The organism is Stakelama pacifica (genome assembly GCF_004361835.1).
In the GTDB taxonomy this organism is placed as follows: Bacteria; Pseudomonadota; Alphaproteobacteria; order Sphingomonadales; family Sphingomonadaceae; genus Sphingomonas; species Sphingomonas pacifica.
The window spans coordinates 31,003-49,414 of record NZ_SNWD01000007.1; the positions used below are offsets into that span (position 1 = coordinate 31,003).

Annotated in this window: 15 protein-coding genes; 9 read left to right on the top strand and 6 right to left on the bottom strand. The window is 63.9% G+C overall.

The window, feature by feature from the left end; translation table 11 throughout:
• Positions 1 to 236 precede the first annotated feature (236 nt).
• Positions 237 to 3,311, top strand: coding sequence for a TonB-dependent receptor domain-containing protein (locus tag EV664_RS10940; protein ID WP_133495760.1), 3,075 nt, complete (start codon positions 237 to 239; stop codon positions 3,309 to 3,311).
• Positions 3,312 to 3,390: 79 nt separating this feature from the next.
• Here EV664_RS10940 and EV664_RS10945 read toward each other — a convergent pair whose 3' ends face one another.
• Positions 3,391 to 4,395, bottom strand: a complete 1,005-nt coding sequence (locus EV664_RS10945) for a LacI family DNA-binding transcriptional regulator (protein ID WP_133495761.1) — start codon at positions 4,393 to 4,395, stop codon at positions 3,391 to 3,393.
• 131 nt (positions 4,396 to 4,526) lie between these two features.
• Here EV664_RS10945 and EV664_RS10950 point away from each other — a divergent pair, with 131 nt between their 5' ends.
• Positions 4,527 to 6,821, top strand: a complete 2,295-nt coding sequence (locus EV664_RS10950; protein ID WP_133495762.1) for a glycoside hydrolase family 3 N-terminal domain-containing protein — start codon at positions 4,527 to 4,529, stop codon at positions 6,819 to 6,821.
• Positions 6,818 to 7,765: a DUF4886 domain-containing protein gene (locus EV664_RS10955; protein ID WP_133495763.1), complete on the top strand. Its 948-nt coding sequence runs from the start codon at positions 6,818 to 6,820 to the stop codon at positions 7,763 to 7,765. Before EV664_RS10950 ends, EV664_RS10955 begins: the two co-directional genes overlap by 4 nt.
• A 107-nt stretch (positions 7,766 to 7,872) precedes the next feature.
• Here EV664_RS10955 and EV664_RS10960 read toward each other — a convergent pair whose 3' ends face one another.
• A complete protein-coding gene (locus tag EV664_RS10960; protein WP_162848825.1) occupies positions 7,873 to 10,197 on the bottom strand; it encodes a putative bifunctional diguanylate cyclase/phosphodiesterase in 2,325 nt (774 codons plus the stop codon).
• Between the two features lie 307 nt (positions 10,198 to 10,504).
• Here EV664_RS10960 and EV664_RS10965 point away from each other — a divergent pair, with 307 nt between their 5' ends.
• Positions 10,505 to 11,797: an MFS transporter gene (locus EV664_RS10965; protein ID WP_133495765.1), complete on the top strand. Its 1,293-nt coding sequence runs from the start codon at positions 10,505 to 10,507 to the stop codon at positions 11,795 to 11,797.
• 14 nt (positions 11,798 to 11,811) lie between these two features.
• Here EV664_RS10965 and EV664_RS10970 read toward each other — a convergent pair whose 3' ends face one another.
• Together EV664_RS10970 and EV664_RS10975 are read right to left on the bottom strand one after the other, a co-directional pair.
• Positions 11,812 to 13,353: an ABC transporter permease/substrate-binding protein gene (locus tag EV664_RS10970; protein ID WP_133495766.1), complete on the bottom strand. Its 1,542-nt coding sequence runs from the start codon at positions 13,351 to 13,353 to the stop codon at positions 11,812 to 11,814.
• The gene (locus tag EV664_RS10975) at positions 13,350 to 14,135 is read right to left on the bottom strand and encodes an ATP-binding cassette domain-containing protein (protein ID WP_133495767.1); all 786 of its coding nucleotides are present in this window, start codon (positions 14,133 to 14,135) and stop codon (positions 13,350 to 13,352) included. Before EV664_RS10975 ends, EV664_RS10970 begins: the two co-directional genes overlap by 4 nt.
• Positions 14,136 to 14,196: 61 nt before the next feature.
• Here EV664_RS10975 and EV664_RS10980 point away from each other — a divergent pair, with 61 nt between their 5' ends.
• Both EV664_RS10980 and EV664_RS10985 read left to right on the top strand, forming a co-directional pair.
• Entirely contained in the window at positions 14,197 to 14,982 is a 786-nt protein-coding gene (locus EV664_RS10980; RefSeq protein WP_133495768.1) for an SDR family oxidoreductase, read from the top strand.
• A gap of 69 nt (positions 14,983 to 15,051) precedes the next feature.
• Entirely contained in the window at positions 15,052 to 15,813 is a 762-nt protein-coding gene (locus EV664_RS10985; protein ID WP_229668226.1) for an energy transducer TonB, read from the top strand.
• Positions 15,814 to 15,889: 76 nt separating this feature from the next.
• Here the strand turns inward: EV664_RS10985 and EV664_RS10990 are convergent, their stop codons facing one another.
• Positions 15,890 to 16,414 carry a GNAT family N-acetyltransferase gene (locus EV664_RS10990; RefSeq protein ID WP_133495769.1) on the bottom strand — a complete coding sequence of 175 codons (525 nt, stop codon included), beginning with the start codon at positions 16,412 to 16,414 and terminating at the stop codon, positions 15,890 to 15,892.
• A 7-nt stretch (positions 16,415 to 16,421) separates the two neighbouring features.
• Positions 16,422 to 16,742, bottom strand: a complete 321-nt coding sequence (locus EV664_RS10995) for a 4a-hydroxytetrahydrobiopterin dehydratase (protein WP_268237675.1) — start codon at positions 16,740 to 16,742, stop codon at positions 16,422 to 16,424.
• 17 nt (positions 16,743 to 16,759) lie between these two features.
• Between EV664_RS10995 and EV664_RS11000 the strand changes: the two genes are divergently transcribed.
• The 3 genes from EV664_RS11000 to EV664_RS11010 are packed head-to-tail and all read left to right on the top strand — an operon-like array spanning position 16,760 to position 18,410.
• Positions 16,760 to 17,176 (top strand): metallopeptidase family protein, encoded by a 417-nt coding sequence (locus EV664_RS11000; RefSeq protein WP_188656408.1) that lies wholly within the window; start codon positions 16,760 to 16,762, stop codon positions 17,174 to 17,176.
• Positions 17,176 to 17,769: a heme ABC exporter ATP-binding protein CcmA gene (ccmA, locus tag EV664_RS11005; RefSeq protein WP_133495772.1), complete on the top strand. Its 594-nt coding sequence runs from the start codon at positions 17,176 to 17,178 to the stop codon at positions 17,767 to 17,769. The genes EV664_RS11000 and ccmA overlap by 1 nt, the downstream gene beginning before the upstream one ends.
• On the top strand, positions 17,766 to 18,410 hold the full coding sequence (locus tag EV664_RS11010; RefSeq protein WP_133495773.1) for a heme exporter protein CcmB: 645 nt from the start codon (positions 17,766 to 17,768) through the stop codon (positions 18,408 to 18,410). Before ccmA ends, EV664_RS11010 begins: the two co-directional genes overlap by 4 nt.
• Positions 18,411 to 18,412 lie beyond the last annotated feature (2 nt).

Below are 18,412 nucleotides of genomic sequence, written 5' to 3' on the forward strand. Positions count from 1 at the left end.
ATGGCCGGTGGGAGCATATCTGATCCGGTCAGAGCAAGATCGCGAACGCACGCGGCGGCGGAAGAGAAGAGGGCGAAACTCCAACAGCAATGGTTTGTGTCCGATGGCCTGCAGGTCCGACGGGCGCGCGAAACAAGACACGGGTCCATCAGGCATCCCATGCGGTCCGACGCTGAGGCGCGGCGACATATTTGGCGATGATGGGCATGCGAACGTTCAGGAAGGAACAGGGTAGGATGAAGCGGAAACTTGCAACAGAAGGACGCGCGCGGCTGACGCGGCTGGCGGCGCTGCTGCTCGGCACGGCGGCGGCGGTGGTCCCGGCGGTCCCCGCATGGGCGCAGCAGAGCCAGGCATCGCTGCGCGGCGTGATTACGACCGAAGCCGGCAATCCGGCTACGCAGGTCACCATCGTAGAGGTCAATACCGGCTTCCGCCGCACCGTACAGGTCGGCGCGGACAACAGCTATAATTTCGCTTCGATAAGTCCCGGCACCTACCGGATGGAAATCCAGCAGCAGCAGGGAAGCCGCAATACCGACAATTTCCAGCTGCTCGTCGGCCAGAATGCGCAGCTCAATCTCGACCTCACCAAATCGAACGCTGCGGCCGCAGAACCGACGGGTGACGTGGATGACGCAGCTGTCGCCGATGCGGGCGCTGCCGACGATATCGTCGTGACGGGCAGCAGCATCCGGACGCTGGAAGGCGGCGAAGTCGGCGTCAACATCACCGAACGGCTGATCGATCAGCTTCCGCAGGTGAACCGCAACTTCCTTGCCTTTGCCGATCTGGCACCGGGTGTGCAGTTCAACACGGGTGCGAACGGCAATTCGAGCATTCGCGGCGGCGCGCAGGCCAGCAATTCGGTCAATGTCTTTATCGATGGCGTCAGCCAGAAGGATTATGTCCTTAAAAACGGCATTACCGGTCAGGATTCGACGCAGGGCAATCCCTTCCCGCAGCTCGCCATCGGCGAATATCGCGTTATCAGCTCCAACTATAAGGCGGAGTTCGATCAGGTAAGCTCAGTCGCGATCACGGCGGTGACCAAGTCGGGCACCAATGAGTTTCATGGTGAAGGCTTTGTCGATTTCACCAATCAGGATATGCGCGCCAAGCGGCCGATCGAAATCCAGAACCAGACTGACAAGGTCGACACGCGCGACATGCAGTTCGGCGGCGCGCTGGGCGGTCCGATCATCAAGGATGTCGCGCATTTCTTCGTGACCTATGAAGGAAAGCGTCAGCAGGTCCCGGTCGATATTCAGCCGGGCAACGGCGTGGCTGTCAGCACGATCCCGAGCGAATATCAGGATATTTTCGGCGCCTATAACCGCAAGTTCAACGAAGATCTGTATTTCGGCAAGATCGATGTTGCGCCGACCACGGCCGATCTGCTCGAATTCTCGGTGAAATATCGTAAGGAAACCGGGCAGAGCATCGATAGCGGTTCGAACGCCTATGAATCGCGCACCGATACCGACACAACGGAACTGCGCGCGCTTGGCCGCTGGCAGCATACCGCGGATAATTGGGTCAACGAGCTTCGCGTTTCCTATCAGGACGTGAAATGGGCACCGACGCCGACATCGTTCGGCATCGCGCAGAGCTTCAAGCAGATCAATCAGAACGGCAATAATTTCAATCGCGCGGACCTGTTCAAGATCGGGCCGAGCCAGGGCTATCAGAACAAGGGTCAGAAGGGCTGGACCGTTCAGGAGGATTTCACCTGGACCGGGTTCGACAACCATACGATCAAGGTCGGCGCGGTCGGTCGCTGGATCGAGCTGAAATCGCTCCAGCTCAATTATTTCAACCCGGTCTATCTGTATAATGCGGTGGTGCCCGGTTCGACCGGTTTCAACGATACCACGCCCTATGAACTGCAGTTCGGAGCCTCGCCTCCGGGGGTCGATCCGCGCATCAATTCGGACACCTTCCAGTTCGGCGCGTATATTCAGGACGATTGGGACGTTACCGATCGGCTGACTCTGAACCTCGGCATCCGCTGGGATTATGAGAAGAATCCGGCCTATCTCGATTTCGTGACGCCAGACGATGCGCTTCGGGCGATTTCGCCCGAAAATTATCCGGCGATCACCAATGCCGATTACAACATCAACGATTATATCTCGAACGGCAGCAATCGTAAAACGTTCACCGGTGCGTTCCAGCCGCGCGTCGGCTTCAGCTATCAGATCGACGAAGCGGGCCGCTTCACGGTGTTCGGCGGCTATGGCCGGTCCTATGACCGGACGCAGTTCGACTTCCTGCAGCAGGAGCGCAGCGGGGGTGCCTATCCGCGGCGTATCTTCCAGTTCTTCAACAATGATCCGCTGAGCACCTGTACGCCGGCGAGTGCGAGTGCAACCTGTCTGGCATGGAACCCGGTCTATCTGACTCAGGAAGGCCGCGATCAGCTTCTGTCGACGGTGACCGCCGGTGCGCGCGAAATCCGCTATATGGATAACAAGCTGAAGACGCCCTATTCGGACCAGTACAGCCTTGGCCTGCGTTCGCGGTTCAACGCAGTCCAGCTTGAAGTTGGCTATCTGCGCGTGGTCAGCAAGGACGGCTTTACGTTCGAACTGGGCAACCGTGCGCCGGACGGCAGCTTCTATACGCCGGATCCCAATACCGGCGTGATTACCTCGCCCTTCCGCTTCACCCCGCCGGGGTTTTCGAACATTCTGCTTGGTGTCAACGGTTTGGAGACCCGGCAGGATTCGGCGTATCTGAAGTTCACCAAGAGCTATTCGGCAAGCTCACCGTGGAGCCTCGATGCGACCTATACCTATACGGAGGCCGAGGATAACGGGCTCAGCACCTATTCGCTCGATATGCCGCATATCGAGGACTATCCCTTCACCCGGACGACCGGCGTTCCGCGCCATCGCTTCGTGGCGGCGGGCAGTGTCGATGTGCCGTGGGGCCTCAGCCTGTCGGGTCGTCTGACGCTGCAATCGCCGACCTATCTGCGTGCCCTTCTCGATAGCCGCGATCCGTTGTCGCGGACCTTTGTCTCAAAGCTTGCGGAATCGAACGGCGATCGCTGGGGCAAGCGGCAGATCGACGTGGCGCTGACCAAATATGTGCCGATCGGCCTGATCAATGACGAGACCAAGCTGCGGTTCCGCGTGGACATCATCAACCTGTTCAATGACCGCAACTATGTCGATTTCAACAATGATCCGACCGACAATAGCCGCACCACCGCTTCGCCGACCGTTTATGGCGAGCGGACCGGGTACAGCGTCGGCGGGAATCCGCCGCGTACGATCAAGCTGACCGCCGGGTTCAGCTTCTGATTTCCCCCCTTGGCGGGGACGCGTGCCATCGCGTCCCCGCTGTTTTTTTCAACGTTTCGGGGTTCTCTCGATTCGGCGATCAGGCATGCGCGGCGCCGGTCGTTTGCCGAACCACCAGCGCGGGCAGCCGGAGATAGGGCGCATCGGGTTCTCGGCTTTCCATCAGCCGGACCAGCCGGTTGATAACGTCGAGCCCCAGATCGACCATCTCGATCCGCATCGTGGTGAGCGCAGGCGTCACCAGCCGGGCGAGCGGCGTGTCGTCGAACCCGCCGACCGCGATATCTTCGGGCACGTTCAGCCCCGCATCGCGCAGGGTTGGAACGACACCGATCGCCATCAGATCGTTTGCGGCAAAAACCCCGTCCGCGCCCTGTCGGTCCGCGATCAGCGTGCGTGCCGCCGCGATTCCGCCCTCTTCGGTAAAATCGCCTTCCAGCACGCGCGCGGTCAGGCCCGCCGCTGCGATCGCGTCGCGATAGCCGCGTTCGCGAAGATCGGATTCGATATTGCCGCGCGGTCCGCGCAGATGAACGATATGCCGCTTGCCGATATCGATCAGATGTTCGGTCATCGCGCGCGCTGCCGCGACATTGTCGACCCGGACGATCTGCGCCGCGGGCGGAACCTCTCCGACCGGATTGACCACCACGGCGGGTACATTGGGCGGCAGCATGGCCGCGAGGAGGTTCGGCGGCAGATGCGGCGCCATGACGACCAGCCCGTCGACCCTGCCGTTCATCGCACCGATCGCGGCGGCGGACAGTTCGGAATCGACATGCATGTTCGACAGAAGCAGCTGAAATCCATGCGCCGAGGCGCCCCGGTCCAGCCCGCGGAGCACCTCAGAGAAAAACTCGCCGTGCAGATCGGGCAGCACCACCCCGATCGCGCCCGACCGGGCGAGGCTGAGATTGCGCGCGCCGACATGCGGCACATAGCCGAGTTGCGCCGCCGCAGCACGCACCCGCTCGCGGGTCGCCTCGGTGACATTGCTCTGCCCGTTCAGCGCGCGCGAGACCGACGCTACCGAAACTCCGGCTTCGCGTGCCACATCGCGGATGGTGGCCGATCGCTTGTTCATGTTCGTCCTCGTCACATGGTCCGAACATGGCTCGCTTTCCCAATTGTAACCGGTTACACAGGTCCGGTGTCAGAAAGATGAGCCGTTCAGGTCGTCGAAAGATTGCCGAAGATAATCGGAAAAGGGAAGCAATGGATAAAAAGCCTGTTTCGCGCCGCGCCCTGTTGATGGGGGCCGCTGTCACCACCGCCTGGGCCGCGAGCCCGGCGCGCGCGCTGACCCGCGCCTTAGCGGCCGATGCGCTGGCGCTGCCCCGGTCGGTCGAGGCGCTGATCGGCCGGATGACGGTCGAGGAAAAGGCGGGCCAGCTTCAGATCATGGCCGCCGCATGGGCGGGCGGCGCTGCGAATGCGCTGAACCCCATCGCGCCCAAGGCGAGCTTCGACGAACAGCTGGAGCAGGTGCGCGCGATGCAGCTTACCGGCGTGTTCAACGGCAATGGTGCTGAGATGGCGCAGCGCATGCAGCGCGCGGCGATGGAGGAGGCACGGCTTCCCATCCCGCTGATCTTCGCGGCCGATGTCATTCACGGCTTTCGCACGGTGTTCCCGGTACCGCTCGGCGAAACCGCGAGCTTTGAGCCCGATCTTGCCCGCCGCACCGCGCGCGCCGCAGCAGAAGAGGCCGCCGCCGCCGGGATCGACTGGACCTTCGCGCCCATGGTCGACATTGCCCGCGATGCGCGCTGGGGCCGGGGCGTCGAGGGATCGGGCGAGGATGTCTATCTGGGCAAGCTGATGGCCGCTGCCCGCGTCCATGGCTTTCAGGGCAAGGCGCTGACCGATGACGATGCGGTGCTGTCCTGCGCCAAGCATTTCGCGGCGTATGGCGCGGCCGAATCGGGGCTGGACTATAACACGGTCGATATTTCGGAGCGGACGCTGCGCGAAGTGTATCTGCCGCCGTTCAAGGCTGCGTTCGATGCCGGTTCGCTCAGCACCATGGCGGCGTTCAACGAGATTTCGGGCGTTCCCGCCACCGCCAATCCTTGGCTGATGCAGGAAGTGCTTCGCAGCGAATGGGGTTTCGACGGGTTCGTCGTTTCCGATTATACCGGCGATGAGGAGCTGATCGCGCATGGGTTTGCGCAGGATGCGCGCGACGCGACGCGCCTCGCCTTTATGGCCGGGGTAGATATGTCGATGCAGTCGGGTTTCTACCGCGAGCATCTGCCCGACCTCGTTCGCTCGGGCGAGGTGCCGATGGAGCGGCTCGACGAATCGGTTCGACGGGTGCTCGCGGTCAAGGCAAAGCTCGGCCTGTTCGACGATCCGTTCCGCCGAATCAGCCCGGCGCGCGAAAAGCAGCGCATCCTCACGCCCGAAAAGCGCAAGCTGGCGCGTGAAGCCGGGCGGCGCTCGATCGTGATGCTCAAAAATGAAGGCGACCTTCTCCCGCTGCCGCGTTCGGGCAGGAATATCGCGATCATCGGACCCTTTGCCGAGGGACAGCATGACCTGATCGGACCGTGGAACGTCTATGGTTCGGATGCGCAGGCGGTCGACCTCGCCACCGGCATTCGCGCCGCCGTCGCAGATCCGAAGCTGGTCACCACGGCGCTCGGCTCGGGTGTCGAGGAAGCGATCGACGGCGGCATCGAACAGGCGCTCGCCACCGCGCGCACCGCCGATATCGTGCTGCTGGCGGTGGGCGAGGCGACCAATATGTCGGGCGAGGCGCAGGCGCGTGCCGCGATCACGCTGCCGAAGCCGCAAATGCGGCTGGTCGAAGCAGTCGCGAAGCTGGGCAAGCCGATGGTCGTCATTCTGAAAAACGGCCGTGCGATGGAACTGGAAGCGCCGCTGCTCGATGCGCAGGCGATCCTTGTCACCTGGTTTCTCGGCACCGAAAGCGGCCCGGCAACCGCCGATATTCTGTTCGGGGTGGAAGGCCCGTCGGCACGCCTGCCGGTCAGCTTTCCCTATGCCACGGGGCAGGAACCCTATTATTACAGCCATAAATCGACCGGTCGCCCGAATCCCGAAGGGCCGCTACAGCCCTATAAGGCGCATTTCCGCGGCATTCCGAACGAGGCGCGTTTCCCGTTCGGCCATGGCCTTACCTATGGCAAGGTCGAATATTCGGACCTGAACCTGCCCGCGCGCATGGCATGGGACGGTGCGCTGGAAATCACCGCGACGCTGCGCAACACCGGCAGTCGCCCCTGCGAGGAAGTTGCGCAGCTTTATATTCACGACATGGCGGCGAGCATCACCCGGCCGGTTCGTGAACTGAAGGGCTTTCAGAAGGTCGCGCTTCGCCCCGGCGAGGCGAAACAGGTAAAATTCCGCCTGACTCGCGATCAACTCACCTTTATCGGGATCGATGAACGCCTGACCGTCGAGCCGGGCAGCTTTCGGTTATGGATCGCGCCCTCGGCACAGGCCGATGGCGTTTCGGGCAGCTTCGAACTGGTACAGGGATGACAGCAATCAAAAAGGCAATCGGCGCCGTTTTTCTGGCGCTTGCAATGACGAGCGGCGCGACGGCCTTTGCCCGTCCGCATGCGCAGGCGCAGGTCGACCAGCAGGAGCGTGTTGCACCCCGGCACATCCTGTTCGTCGGCAACAGCTTTACGTTCGGCGCGCTGTCGCCGGTGCATCGCTATCGGCCCGGGATCGTGCACGACCTCAACGGCGATGGCGTTGGCGGTGTGCCTGCGCTGTTCGCCACCTTTGTCGAACAGGCGGGGCTGAACTGGGTGGTCAGCCTGGAAACGTCGCCGGGCAAGGGGCTGGACTGGCATCTCGCCAACCGCAGATCGGAGATCGATCGCGTCTGGGATGCCGTCGTGCTGCAGGGATATAGCACGCTGGATGCGAGCGATCCCGGCAACCCGAAGCGCCACGCCGCCGCCGCCGATGCGATCGCGCGGATGGTGAAGAAACGCAATGAAAAGGCTGATGTCGAGCTGACCGCCACCTGGACGCGCGCCGATCAGACCTATCAGCCGCAGGGCCATTGGTATGGAAAGCCGGTGAACGCAATGGCCGACGATCTTCAGTCAGCCTCGGTTGAAATCGACCGGAAGAGCAAGGCGATCACCGGCGTGGTGCCGGTGGGCGAGGCGTGGAACCGCGCCTTTGCCGAGGGGATTGCCGACCCGAACCCTTATGACGGGATTGAGTTCGGGAAGCTCGATCTGTGGAGCTATGACCAGTATCACGCCGATACGCCGGGCTATTATCTCGAAGCGCTGACCGTGTTCGGCAAAGTCACCGGCCGCGACCCGCGCAGCCTTGGCCGCGGAGAGCGCGCGGCGTCCGACCTTGGCCTGTCGCCGGATGAGGCCGAAGCGTTGCAGGCCGTTGCCGCGAAAACGCTGATCGACCATGGCGTGACCCTGCACACGCCGCGTAAGCCGCTCTAAGCATTTTCCGGTCAGGTGGCATCACCTGACGATTCAGAAAATGCGCCAGAACAAGAATCCAGAGCGGCCGATCTGAAGCAATCAGTTCGCAAACCGCTCTTTACGCGTCAGGCCGATCGGGCCTTTGCGCCTCCGTCGGCGATGCGCGGCTGGAAGGGGCGTTCCAGCCATTCGGCCAGCTCTGCCTCCAGAAGGGCAGGGGCAAACAGGAAACCCTGTAGTTCGTTGCATCCAGCCGTTTGCAGCAATCGCTCCTGTTCGCTGGTTTCCACGCCCTCGGCGGTAACTGACAGCGCCATGGCATGGCCCAGCGCGATCACTGCCTGTACAATGGCAATCGCTTCGGGCTCCTGGCCCAGCCGTTTGACGAAACTCTTGTCGATCTTGATCCGGTCGACGGTGAATTTCTTCAGATAGCTGAGGCTGGAATAGCCGGTTCCGAAATCGTCCAGTGCGATACGGAAGCCGGCGGCGCGCAGATGCTGTATCGCGCCGCGCACTTCCTCATCATCTTCGACCAGGATGCCTTCGGTCACTTCCAGCTCGATCTGTCGCGGGCTTACCCCCGCTTCATACACGATCTTATGGATACGCAGCGCCATATCGGTGCCGCGAAACTGGACCGGAGAGACATTGACCGCGACCGACAGGCCGGGCCATTTGCGCGCGACGCGGCACGCTTCGCGCAGTACCCATTCGCCCAGCTGATCGATCAGGCCGCTCTCTTCCGCCACCGGAATGAAGGCATCGGGTGCCAGCGGCCCGTGGCGCGGGTGGGTCCAGCGGACCAGCGCTTCCAGTCCGACAATCCTGTTGCCGCGCGAACTGAGCTTGGGCTGATACGCGACATAGAGCCCCTCGCCGGTTTCCAGCGCGATGCGCAGATCGGCGTCCAGTTCGCGACGGCGCGCAATGCTTTCATCCATTTCCACGCCGAAGAAGCGAAAGCCGTCACGGCCGCCCTCTTTCGCGCGATACATGGCGATATCCGCCTTGCGCAGCAGCTCGACGCGATCGGAGACGGCGGAAGAGCAGACCGAAATGCCGATACTCCCCCCGACATGCACGGTCGTTCCCAATATTTCGAACGGCTGTCGCAATTCGGCAAGCACGGCCTGTGCAAGGCAAGCAAACGCATCGCGATTCCCGCAATCGGTCACGCAGATGGCGAATTCGTCGCCGCCCAGCCGTGCGACGATATCATCCTCTCCCGCCACATGCGAAAGCCGGGCAGCGACTTCCTGAATCAGCCGGTCCCCGGCCAGATGGCCCAGCGTATCGTTGACCTGTTTGAACCGGTCGAGATCAATCAGCAACACGCCGAGCAGGCGGCCGTTGCGGATCCGGGCGATCGCTTCATCCACTGCCTTGCTGAAGGCCGCGCGGTTGGGCAGCGAGGTCAGCGGATCGTGATTGGCGAGATATTGCGCCTGCGCTTCTTTCGCCTGAAGTTCGAGCTGAGTCTGTTTGAGCGCTTCGATCGAGCGGGCGTCGCGGCGCATCAGCCAGCCGACGCCGGCGACCAGCGCCGTCAGCAGCGCAAGCAGCGCAGCGAGCGCCGCACTGCCCTTGATCAGCATCGAACGCAAAATCGCCTCGCCCGGCATAGCGGGACGCCAGGTGAAATAGCCGATCCTTTTCCCCTGCGAGGAGGTCAGCGGAACGCTGAAATAGCCCTCTCGCGAGGGGACCGGCTTGTCGCTGACATGTGCATCGACGATTCCGCGCTCCTGCCGAAGGCGCCGCATCAGCCCGGTCTGGAGATAGCGCACGCTGATCACCAGCGGCTCCTGGCCGGGCGGCGCGTCGCTATAACGTGAATCCGGGACCATGCGCATCACGCTTGCCGCTGCCGGCTGGCCGTTCAGCGAAACCAGATCGGTGGCATGTATGGCGGCGGCGGAGGTGCGCACGCTGGTATCGCCCGATAGCGGGCGGTTGGCGAGCCGTTCATGCGGGTTGGCTGCGCGCCCGCTTTCGCTGCGGACAGCATGGATCAACGGCGCAAGGTCGGGTTTCACCGTCTCGAAAATGCGCGGCGACACGCGTGTCCGCCAGTGCATCGCGTAAAGCGGCCGGTCCTTTCCATCGACAATGATATCCAGCTCATGGCCGAAGACATAGTGGAACCAGATGCCGACATTCTGGTCGAACCAGTCGAGATCGATCCTGTCCTTTTGCAGATTGTCGATCGCAAGGTCCCATATCGCCACGCCGGCCTGACTTTGCGCCAGTTCATCGAGCGTGGCGCCGATGGCCGAATGAACTTCCCCCACCTGCTGGTCGCGGATCGCCCGATCGGTCCTGTCCGCCGTGACCCACAGGCTCCAGATGGCGAACCATATCAGGCCCGCAGCGAAGACAAGTGCCGGCAAGGCGACAAATGCGAGAAATTGCCGCTTCGGTCCGATAAGGCTGAACTTGGGCGGCAAGGACGGCAAACCTCTCACAATGACGACAAAGGCATCGCAAGGCTCCGATCGCTCCGCGTCCATCAACAGTGCAAAGCTTCCGGACCTTCGGAGTTATTCCTGATTATAGCGGGCTTTGCTACCGACCGGAGCAGGGTAGGTATTTTCAACATATCGCACATTTCCGGTTAGCGGTTGAAGCGGCGGTATGCGCGCGATCCGTGCGTCAACCGGTAATAAGGCTGACGCCTGCTTTCCCTGATGGTTTCTGCCGTGTAAGGGCCGTTCCGGGCCAATGGTAACAGTTTGAAAGACAAGGGAGAGCAATTTGACCGACGACCGCCGATCGGCGACCACGACCCTGGCATTTGCCTCGGTCACCACGCTTTTCTTCGCCTGGGGGTTTATCACCTCGCTGGTCGATCCGCTGGTCGCGGCGGTGAAGGGCATTTTCACGCTCACCGACCTTCAGGCGCAGCTAAGCGCTTCGGCATTCTTCATCGCGTATGGCGTGATGAGCTTTCCTGCCGCCGGGCTGGTCGCGCGCATGAAATCGGTGCCCAGCGTGCTGATCGCGCTGATGCTGATGATCGGCGGGTGCCTTACCATGCTGGTAGCGACCAATATCGAAACCTATTCGCTGGTCCTGCTCGGTCTGTTCATCACGGCGAGCGGCATCACCATTCTTCAGGTCGCGGCGAACCCGCTTGCGGCGGTGCTCGGCCATCCCGATCGCAACCATTTCCGCCTGACCTTCAGCCAGGCGTTCAACAGCGTCGGCACCTTTATCGGTCCCTGGCTGGGCGCGACGCTGTTCCTGAACGGCGTCGAAGTGAAGGAGGGCGTTCGCCTGACCGACGAAGTGCGGGCAGGGGCGCTTGCCGGAATCGATTCAGCCTTCCTGTGGATCGCAGGACTTATCGCGCTGCTGGCGCTGTTCATCTTCGCGATGCGCGGCCTGATTACGCGCGCGGCGCCCAAGCCGGAAGAAGAGGTCGCACGGCGCGGCGTGGGTGCGGTGCTTTCCGAAGCGCTCACCTCGCGCTGGACGCTGCTCGGCGGCGCGGCGATCTTTTTGTATGTCGGCGCCGAAGTGTCGATCGGGACGCAGATGGCGCTGTTCCTCAACAGCGACGATGTGCTCTCGATCCCGCTGCAACAGGCGGGCAAGATGGTCAGCCTGTACTGGGGCGGTGCGATGGTCGGGCGGCTGATCGGATCGGCGCTGCTCACCCGGCTGCCTGCTGCGCGGATGATGACCTTCTTCGCGTCGGCGGCCTGTCTGATATGTCTATACATATTCGCGTTCGGCGGGTCGGTCGCCGGATATGCGGCGCTTTGCATCGGCCTGTTCAACTCGATCATGTTCCCGGTGATCTTCACGCTGACGCTGGAGCGCTCGACCGCCAGCGAGGCGGCAACGTCCGGCTTTTTGTGCTTCTCCATCGTCGGCGGCGCGGCATTGCCCGCGCTGACCGGGGTAGTGTCGGGGCATAGCAGCTATATCACTGCGTTCATCGTTCCTGCTGCGGCCTATGCGCTGCTCGTGCTCTTCTCGCTCGCTGCGGCGCGCGCGCCGGTGCACAAGCTCGGCACCGCGAAGCCCGCCGCCGGGCACTGATCCGGGGCGGCGCGCTATTTACCGGAAGCAAGCCCGATCCGCCGCTCCAGCCAGCGGGCGGCGGTATCGGCGCTGACCTTGTCGGTATCGCGATCGACCATGTAATTGGCCTGCCGCATCGCATCGGCGGGAATGGCGTTCACCAGCGGGCGAAGCGCAGCGATGAAGCGCTGATCGTCGGCATGTTGGGGTGACACCATCAGGATCGCGTCATAGCCGGGAATGGCATGGCGCGGATCGCCCAGCACCTTCAGCCCAAGTTTGGCAATCCGCCCGTCGGACGAAAAGGCGCTGACCACATCGGCCTTTCCGCTTTCCAGCGCGCGATACATGAAGCTTGGCGTATAGGCTTGCGCACTGCGGAAATGCAGCGGATAGGCGCGCTTCACCGCCGCCCATTCGGGCCGTTCGAGAAATTCCAGATCGGTGGCGAAGTTCATCTCGCCTGATTGCGGCACCAGATCGGTCAGCGTTTCGATCCCGCGCCGCTTCGCATCCGCGCCCCGCATGGCAAAGGCATAGCTGTTTTCGAACCCCAGCGGGCCGATCAGGCGGATGTCGTGCGTCTTTGCCACCCACTGCCCGACGCCCTTCACGATCGCCGCGCGGTCAGGCGTGTCGGTGCGATGCATCTCGTTGGTCCAGATCGTGCCCGAATAATCGACATAAACGTCGATATCGCCGCTCGCCAGCGCACCGAACACCACCGCTGATCCCAGCCCTTCGCGATAGGTCACGCGATAGCCCGCATTCTCCAGCCGATGGCCGATCATGCGGGCGAGGATATATTGTTCGCCGAACCCTTTCGCGCCCACCACAACGCGCTTCTCCGCGCCGCCGGTCGGCAGCACCGGCCAGATCGCCGCCACGACGCCCAGCACGAGCATCCCCAGCGCTGCCCAGACCTGAACGCGCCGTCGCCGCCGCAGCCCGTTCTCGGCCATTCCCAGCAGCGCGTCGACGATCAGCGCCAGCGCCGCCGATGCAATGCAGCCGGCGATCACCAGCGTCCAGTTCTGCGTTTGCAACCCGGCAAAGATCAGATCGCCAAGGCACGGCTGCCCCACCGTCGTTGCCAGTGTCGCCGCGCCGATCGTCCATACTGCTGCGGTACGGATCCCCGCCATCAGCACGGGCACGACGAGCGGTGCCTCGACCAGCCAAAGCTTTTGCCGCGCTGTCATGCCGACCGCATCCGCCGCCTCGACTACCGCCGGATCGAGATTGACGAGGCCGGTCACCCCGTTGCGCAGGATCGGCAGCAGTGCATAGAGCGCCAGTGCGAGCAGAGAGGGGAGAAACCCGAGCGCCGGTATCCCGCCGCCGACCAGCCCCGACATGAGCAGCAACAGCGGATAGAAGAGCGCCAGCAGGGCAAGCGCGGGGATCGTCTGCACCAGACTGGCAAAGCCAAGCGTCACGCGCGCCACCGCCTGATTGCGCGCCGACCAGATGGTGAGCGGCAGTGCGATGGCGAGGCCGAGCAGCAGCGCAGCGGCGGTCAGCAGGATATGCTGGGCGAGCAGATCGGGGATGCGGGACCATGCGGCGTTCATTCGCCCTGCTCCAGCCGCGAAAGGAGATGCGCCTGTTCGCGCGGCACCGCGACGAGCGCATCCGCTGCCGCGCCGCCCTTGCCGGTCAGCATGGCGTGCGGATCGCCGTCAGCGACGATCCTTCCCGCCTCCATCACCAATATCCGGTCGGCGAGCAGCAGTGCCTCCGCCATGTCATGCGTCACCATGATCGTGGTGAGGCCCAGCCGGTCGTGCAGCCGCCGCACCGCCTGACCCAGCGTGTCGCGCGTCACGGGATCGAGCGCGCCGAAGGGTTCGTCCATCAGCATCAGTTTCGGTTCGGTGGCAAGCGCTCGGGCGACGCCCACCCGCTGCCGCTGCCCGCCCGACAGCGCATCGGGCATGCGCGCCGCAAATTCGCGTGGCAATTCGACGAGTTCGAGCAGTTCGGCGATCCGCGCTTCGTCCTGCTTCTCGCCTTTCAGCCGCATGCCGATGGCCACGTTTTCGCCCACGCGCATATGCGGGAACAGGCCGATATTCTGAAAGACATAGCCGATCCGGCGACGAAGTTCATGGACCGGTACCGAATTCACCGGCTCACCGCCGATCGACACGCTGCCGCTGCTCGGTTCGTGCAGACGGTTGATCATTTTGAGCAGCGTCGATTTGCCCGAACCCGAAGCGCCGACCAGCGCCACGAATTCGCCCCCGGCGATGGTCAGCGTCACGTCCTCCACCGCTCGCACCGCGCCGTCATAGGTCTTGCCGACCCGGTCAAAGGCGACCGACGGGCCGCGCGGATACGATTGTTCTGGCATCAGGGGCCGTTGTGCGGGATGAGCGCGGCAAGGTCAAAATGATTGGAGAAGGAACGCGACCATGGCCGGAACAAAGGCGATTTTCATCACCGGCGCGGCGTCGGGAATCGGCCGCGCCGTGGCGCAGCGTTTCGCGCGCGAAGGCTGGGCCGTAGGGCTTGCCGATGTCGATTCGGCGGGGCTTTCGGAGACGGCGGCATTGCTTCCCAAAGGCTGCGCTTCGATCCATGTCATGGATGTGCGCGACGCCGATGGCTGGGTCGAGGAACTGACCGATTTCACCGAACGCACCGGCGACCGGCTGGACGTGTTGTTCAACAATGCGGGCGTGGCTCTGGGCGGGCCGTTCGGTGAGACCGATCTGGAAGATATCGAACGGATCATTGCGATCAACTTTACCGGTGTCGCGCTGGGCGCGCGCATCGGCTATTTCTTCCTCCGCAAAACGCCCGGATCGTGCCTGCTCAACACAGCGTCGGCGGCGGGAATTTACGGCACCTCGGGCGCTGCGATCTATTCAGCGACGAAGTTCGCGGTGCGCGGGCTTACCGAAGCGCTGGACGGCGAATGGCATGGCGAGGGGATACGCGTCCGATCGCTGATGCCGGGCTTCATCGATACGCCGCTGCTCGACCGCGGCGTCGAGGCGTCGAACGAGACGGTACGCGATCGGGTGCGCCGGGCCGGCCTTGAATTCACGCCGGTCGAACAGGTCGCCGAACAGGCATGGCAGGCGGTGCAGGGCGACACGCTTCACACGGTAATCGGCAAGACGGCGAAGCGGATGAAGTTCGCCGCGCGCTGGCTGCCGGGCAAGATCCGAAAGCAGATGCGCAGGGGCGGGTAAGCACCGGAGCAAAGCGCCGCATCCGGTGGTTGATTGCGGTATGAATGAAGCGACACCCCGTCCCGCCCGATGAGCTATCGCGCCGCCACGCGCCGCGAACGGCTGGTCGGTGCGTCCGGCGCTTTGGTCGTTGTTTTGGGGCTCGGCGCGGCACTGCTTGGCGGGCTGGTCGTTCAGCAACCCGGCACGCGCGTTCAGAAGGCACTGGAAACCTTCAATGTCGCACCGCCCGATCCGCCCCCGCCGCAGCCCGACACCGAGCCGCCGCGCGAACGCACGAAACGGGAGGAAGGCGCATCGGCGCCGCCCAATGTCACTACACGCGCGACCGAGGTGCAGGCACCGCCCCCGGTGCTCAAACCCGACCCGCCGCCAATCCCCGTCGCGACCAAAGCGGCGAGCGGCAGCGATTCGACCAGCGGCAATGCCGATGTCCCCGGCCCGGGTACCGGTGCCGGCGGCGAAGGCGAGGGGACGGGCAGCGGGCGAAGCGGCAACGGGTCCGGCGGTGGCGGCGCCAATTCGCCACCGCACCGTATCGGCGGGCGGCTGAGCATCGCCGATTTGCCCGTCGATGTCATCGCGACCGCGCGGCAGGGCGAGTTGACCGTCGGCGTGATCTATCGTGTGCTCCCCAATGGGAGTGTGGGCGATTGTCAGATCGAGCGCCCCAGCGGCAATCGCGCGATCGACGCCATCACCTGTCGCCTGATCGAACAACGGTTCCGCTACGAACCATCGCGCACACCATCAGGGCGCCCGGTGGGATCCTATATCGCGGAGAATCACAGCTGGATCATTCGGGACTTGCCGCGCCAGCCGCGGCGCTGATGGCTGGGGCCGAACGGGGCAATCGCTGGCCGCCACGCCGGTCGCTTCGGACCGACTCGGGAAACCTTATCCCGACCTATAACGTCATCGCCAACACCAGGTCGTCGCAGACCTGATCCCCGACGGTGAATTGCCGCTTACCCACGGGTTCGAAGCCATATTTGCGATAAAAACCGATCGCGCGCTCGTTTCCGGCATAGACGCCCAGCATCAGCCGCTTTGCGCCCGCTTCGCGCGCGGCGTGGATTGCGGCTGCCATCATCGCCGCGCCCGCGCCGCTGCCATGCAGTTGCGACAGGGTGTAGATGCGCTTCACTTCTAAATCGCCTTCGCCGGCCACGGGAAGGTCGGGCGCGGTCAGCACGCAATAGCCGAGCGGAGCGCCGCCCGGTACTGCCTCGATCAGCCAGGCCTTGCTCCCCTCAGGCGCGAGCAGGTCGCGATAATATTCCGCGTTATGCTTCGTCGCACAATGCGCCACCATCGCGTCGCCGCCGATGATCCCGGCAAAGCCATCGAGAAAGCTTGCCGCGCCGACCAGCGCCAGCCGCCCGGCATCGCCCGCATCCGCAGGGGCGAGCCGCCATGATTCGATCCGCATCGCGTCCTCAATCCACCAGCGCGTCGATCGCCTGCGCCATTTCGATATCGCGCTCGGACAGGCCGCCCGCGTCATGCGTGGTGAGCAGGATTTCGACGCGATTATAGACGTTCGACCATTCGGGGTGATGGTCCGCCTTTTCCGCGAGCAGCGCCACGCGAGTCATGAATGCGAACGCTTCCGAAAAATCGGCAAAAGTGAAGCTGCGCGCAATCGCATCGCGTGCCTCGTCATGGTCCCAGTCGGGCAGGCCGTCGAGCGCATCCTCGCGTTCCGCCTGACTCAATTGCTCCACCATCGCATCCTCCTTGCCGTATCGCTGCGCCAGCGCCTATGGATTTTCGGATGGCGGCACAAGATTTCTCCGGCGCGCTGCCCGATGCGCGCGATATCGAGCGGATGGCGGAAATCGCGCTGTCGCGGATTCCGCCGCCCTTTGCCGATCATCTCGCCAATGTCGTACTGCGCGTGGAAGAGCTTGCCGACGCCGAAACGCTGGCCGCGGTCGGGCTCACCCATCCGATGCAATTGTCGGGCGTCTATCATGGCCGACCGATCGGCGAGAAATCGGCATGGGACGTGGCGAGCTATCCCGACCAGATTCGCCTTTATCGCAAACCTATTCTAGCCGAATGGCACGATACCGGCGTCGATCTGCAACGGCTGGTGACGCACATCGTGGTGCATGAGGTCGGCCATCATTTCGGCCTGTCGGATGACGATATGCATGCGCTGGAGGATTCGTCCGGGGCGGGCGAATAATGCCCGGCGGGGCGCTCGCCTTTCGCGACGTGACCTGTGTTCGCGGCGGGCGGACCTTGTTCGCCGGGCTTTCCTTCGCGGTGGAAAAGGGCGGCGCGGCGCTGGTGCGCGGGGCGAACGGGGCAGGCAAATCGAGCCTGATCCGAATCGCGGCCGGGCTGCTCAAACCCTATGAAGGGATTGTCGCCTATACCCCGCCGCGCGCGCTGATTACCGAGGATGCGGCGCTCGACCCCGAATTGCCGCTGGCGCGTGCGCTGCGCTTCTGGGCGCGGCTCGATGACAGCGAGCGCGACAGGGATGCGGCAGTCGCCGCAGCGCTCGACACCTTCGGTCTGGCGGAACTGGCCGAGGTGCCGGTGCGGTTGCTCTCGACCGGGCAGCGGCGCCGCGCCGGGCTGGCGCGCGTGGTTGCCGCCGATGCGCTCACCTGGCTGCTCGACGAACCCGCCAACGGGCTCGACAGCGTGTCGGTCGAGGCGCTGGAGCGCGCCATTGCCCGCCACCGCAAAGCGGGCGGGGCAGTCGTGCTCGCCACCCATTTGCCGCTCGCCGTGCCGCGCGCGCAGGAAATCCTGCTGGGGGCGGGATGAGCGGCTTTCTCACCCTCGTCGCGCGCGAATTGCGCCGCGCCTGGATGCAAGGCGGGCTGGTGCTGCCCATCGCATTCTTCCTGCTGGTCGCGATCCTGTTTCCCTTCGCGCTGGGGCCAGACAGCGCGCTGCTGGCGCGTGTCGCCGGGGGCGTGATCTGGGCTTCGGCGCTGCTGGCCGCCTTGCTGCCGGTCGAGCGGCTGGTCGCGCCCGATCTGGAGAACGGCACGATCGACCAGCTTGTCGTGCGCGGCATGGCCGATGCGACGATCGCGGCGGCAAAGATGGTCGGCCACTGGCTCGGTTTCGCGCCGCTGCTGATGCTGGCGAGCGGGATTGCGGCGGCACTGCTCGGCGCTGACGGCGCTGCGCTGGTGCGGATCGAGATCGGCCTGCTCATCGGCAGCCCCGGCCTCGCCGCGCTGGGAGTGGCGACGGCGGCGCTGACCGCAGGGCTGCGCGGGGCAGGGGCTGTCGCCGGGCTGGTGATGCTGCCGCTCGCGATACCGCTGCTGATCTTCGGGGCGGGATCGATCGCGGCAGCGCCCGGTGCGCTGAAACTGCTGGGCGCAGTGAGCCTGTTGCTCGTCGCGGGCGCGCCGTTCGTCGCTGGCCTGGCGATGAAGCTGGCGAGAGATTAAAA

Bases quoted from the DNA above. Each gene is read 5' to 3' on its own strand.
- EV664_RS10940 (WP_133495760.1), top strand. From the start codon at position 237: ATGAAGCGGAAACTTGCAACAGAAGGACGCGCGCGGCTGACGCGGCTG.
- EV664_RS11000 (WP_188656408.1), top strand. From the start codon at position 16,760: ATGGCGGCACAAGATTTCTCCGGCGCGCTGCCCGATGCGCGCGATATC.
- EV664_RS10985 (WP_229668226.1), top strand. From the start codon at position 15,052: ATGAGCTATCGCGCCGCCACGCGCCGCGAACGGCTGGTCGGTGCGTCC.
- EV664_RS10945 (WP_133495761.1), bottom strand. From the start codon at position 4,395: ATGAACAAGCGATCGGCCACCATCCGCGATGTGGCACGCGAAGCCGGA.
- EV664_RS10955 (WP_133495763.1), top strand. From the start codon at position 6,818: ATGACAGCAATCAAAAAGGCAATCGGCGCCGTTTTTCTGGCGCTTGCA.
- ccmA (WP_133495772.1), top strand. From the start codon at position 17,176: ATGCCCGGCGGGGCGCTCGCCTTTCGCGACGTGACCTGTGTTCGCGGC.
- EV664_RS11010 (WP_133495773.1), top strand. From the start codon at position 17,766: ATGAGCGGCTTTCTCACCCTCGTCGCGCGCGAATTGCGCCGCGCCTGG.
- EV664_RS10980 (WP_133495768.1), top strand. From the start codon at position 14,197: ATGGCCGGAACAAAGGCGATTTTCATCACCGGCGCGGCGTCGGGAATC.
- EV664_RS10970 (WP_133495766.1), bottom strand. From the start codon at position 13,353: ATGAACGCCGCATGGTCCCGCATCCCCGATCTGCTCGCCCAGCATATC.
- EV664_RS10990 (WP_133495769.1), bottom strand. From the start codon at position 16,414: ATGCGGATCGAATCATGGCGGCTCGCCCCTGCGGATGCGGGCGATGCC.
- EV664_RS10975 (WP_133495767.1), bottom strand. From the start codon at position 14,135: ATGCCAGAACAATCGTATCCGCGCGGCCCGTCGGTCGCCTTTGACCGG.
- EV664_RS10950 (WP_133495762.1), top strand. From the start codon at position 4,527: ATGGATAAAAAGCCTGTTTCGCGCCGCGCCCTGTTGATGGGGGCCGCT.